The organism is Caballeronia sp. M23-90 (genome assembly GCF_053574605.1).
Genome location: NZ_JBSIPA010000656.1, coordinates 1 through 2,658 on the forward strand (window position 1 = coordinate 1; position 2,658 = coordinate 2,658).

The window sequence follows — 2,658 nt, forward strand, 5'->3', positions numbered from 1 at the left end:
GTAAGCGATCCATTTTCGACGTCTACCAACTGACGCTCTGAGCGAGGAGCATAGGTGTCCACCAATTTGGAGGTGGACACCTATGACTGGCAAAGACTCAGAGTTGAAAGTAGTTCGTCAAAGCCGCGACGGGCGCCGTCGCTATGACGAGGGAGGCAAGCGCGTACTGATCGAGGCCGCGTTGCGACCAGGCGCGTCGGTCGCCCGTTTGGCACAGGAGCATGGGATCAACGCTAACCTGCTGCGCAAATGGATCGCGAAGTATCTGATGGAGCGCGAGAAAGGCATCGCATTTGCATCGCAGGAAACGCGCGCCGACGAGCGCGAGCTACCGTCATCTGCCGTCGACGCAATTGCCCACGAAGACTTCCGTCGTTGCGTGGATGACGGATCGACCGACGTTGCGGGCTCACGTAAGCACCTCCTGTGCGCACCGTCTACTTCTGCATTTGTGCCGGTCGTTTCAACATCATCGGTGCCGCCGTTGCCACTCGTGTTGACTGCAACTGCGCCGATCACGCTTTCGCTGCATGTGCGACTGTCGAATGGCGTGGAGCTTGATCTCAGTGCAGCGAGCATCGACGAACTGAGCACCGTGGTCCAGATGTTCGGGAGGATGCCGTGTTCCGGTTCGACGAAAATCTGAAGGTGTACCTGTACCGCGATCCCGTCGATTTCCGGTACGGAATGAACAGTCTGTCGATTCTCGTCGAACAGGCGATGCGCCTGAATCCCATGGATTCCTCACTCTACGTTTTTACCAACCGGAGATGCGATCGCGTCAAGATCCTGGGCTGGCAGGACAACGGTTTCTGGCTCATGCTCAAGAGACTCGAGGCCAATGATCGCTTCGTCTGGCCTGATGACAATAGCGAGGTCGTGGCATTGACCGTCGAGCTGCTGCACTGGCTTCTCGGGGGTGCCGACATCGCTGCGCTCCAGCGTCATCCGAAGCGACATTATGCGCGTGTGAGCTGAACATGTCGTCGGCATACTGGTCTAAGTGGTATGCCGATCAACGTGACCATCGACGCTGACGAACTCAGGATGCTCCTCGCGATGCGCGAGGAGCATGACGCCCTTCAGTCAGAGCGCGACGGGTTACGCAGCGCACTGCGTCTCGTGACTGCGGAGCGCGACCTGGCTGAGGAACGACTGCGCGCTTACCGGCGCGAGCTGTTCGGCGCGAAGAGCGAAGCTCGCGCATCGGATCAGCCCGGTCTGTTCAATGAAGCCGAAGTGCTCGGCACGAACGCTACACCCGCGCAGGAAGATACTCCCGAAACCAGGATCGCCGCGCACACGCGCAAGAAGCGTGGTCATCGCAAACCGCTCGATCCCAACTTGCCGCGCGAAGTCGTTCGGCACGAACTTCCGGAAGCCGAACGCTTCTGCAACCACGACGGCCATGCGCTCGTCGAGATCGGTGTCGAAACGAGCGAGCAGCTCGACGTAATCCCCGAACAGCTTCGCGTCATCCAGCACCAGCGCGTCAAGTATGCCTGCCCGTGCTGTGATCTTGGCATCAAGGTCACGCCGGCACCGCTGCGCATCATCCCGCGTGGACTGCTCACGGAATCGGCGCTCGCGTGGGTCGCCTCCGGCAAGTATCAGTTTGGCATGCCGATCTATCGCCAGGCGGTCCTGCTGCGACGCTTCGGTGGCGACATCTCATCGAACACGCTCGCCGCGAGCATGGTACGCGTCGGTCTCGCGACGCAGCCCGTTATCAACCTGATGCGCGACGCGTTGCTCGATGCTGACGTGATCTACTGCGACGAGACGACGTTCCAGGTCCTGAAGGAAGAAGGGCGCAAGCCGCAAACGAAAAGCTATCTCTGGGCGCAAATGACCGGATCGGGAACTCCCATCCGCTGTTTCGCCTATACGGCTGGTCGCGGCGCGAAGCTGGCCGACAAACTGTTCACCGGCATTCGCAAGGGTGCGGTTCTGATGACTGACGGATACGAACCCTACAACGGCATCGCTGAACAGTATCAGCTCGTGCATCTCGGATGCTGGGCTCACGCGAGACGGTATCTGGTCAAGGCCGAAGATAATGTGCCGAAGGCCGCACGCTCGTCCAACCTGCTCGCGACGCGCTTCATCAAACTGATCGGCAAGCTGTTCGCGGCGGAGGCGCGCAGTGAAACGTGGACGGCTGAACGACGACAGCGATTGCGGCGACGATACAGTGCACGCGTGCTCGATGCCATCGAAAAGCTGACGCTCGAACAGAGGCCCGGCGTCGTTCCTCAAAGCTTACTCGGCAAGGCTCTGACCTACCTGCACGGGCAGTGGCCCAAGCTGATCCGTTACGTCGAGAACGGCAACTGGCCCATATCGAACAATCCCTGCGAAAATTCCATTCGCCCGTTTGTCGTCGCACGCAAAAGCTTCCTGTTTGCCGATACAGTTGCTGGCGCACATGCGAGTGCGAATCTTTATTCGCTGGTCGAGTCAGCAAAAGCCAACGGCATCGATCCGTATCGCTATCTCACCTGGCTGTTCCAGCGGTTGCCTCTGGCAAAGACGGTCGACGACTACGACGCGCTGCTTCCCTGGAAGCTGCCGGCCCACCTACGCTGATCCGCGTTCCTACCACACGTCACGCGCTCCGACACCTGAATTGAGGGGCGTCGCTGATGGACCGCATAC

Annotated in this window: 3 protein-coding genes; all 3 read left to right on the forward strand. The window is 59.7% G+C overall.

Features of this window, described 5'->3' with window-relative positions:
* The first annotated feature begins 82 nt into the window (after positions 1-82).
* The 3 genes from ACRXB1_RS34210 to tnpC are packed head-to-tail and all read left to right on the forward strand — an operon-like array spanning position 83 to position 2,589.
* Positions 83-646, forward strand: coding sequence for a transposase (locus ACRXB1_RS34210; RefSeq protein WP_449494563.1), 564 nt, complete (start codon positions 83-85; stop codon positions 644-646).
* Positions 622-978 carry an IS66 family insertion sequence element accessory protein TnpB gene (tnpB, locus tag ACRXB1_RS34215; protein WP_184108325.1) on the forward strand — a complete coding sequence of 119 codons (357 nt, stop codon included), beginning with the start codon at positions 622-624 and terminating at the stop codon, positions 976-978. Before ACRXB1_RS34210 ends, tnpB begins: the two co-directional genes overlap by 25 nt.
* 30 nt (positions 979-1,008) lie before the next feature.
* Positions 1,009-2,589, forward strand: a complete 1,581-nt coding sequence (tnpC, locus tag ACRXB1_RS34220; protein ID WP_449494564.1) for an IS66 family transposase — start codon at positions 1,009-1,011, stop codon at positions 2,587-2,589.
* Positions 2,590-2,658 lie beyond the last annotated feature (69 nt).

Coding starts and splice junctions, on each gene's coding strand:
- tnpC (WP_449494564.1), top strand. CDS start 1,009: ATGCCGATCAACGTGACCATCGACGCTGACGAACTCAGGATGCTCCTC.
- ACRXB1_RS34210 (WP_449494563.1), top strand. CDS start 83: ATGACTGGCAAAGACTCAGAGTTGAAAGTAGTTCGTCAAAGCCGCGAC.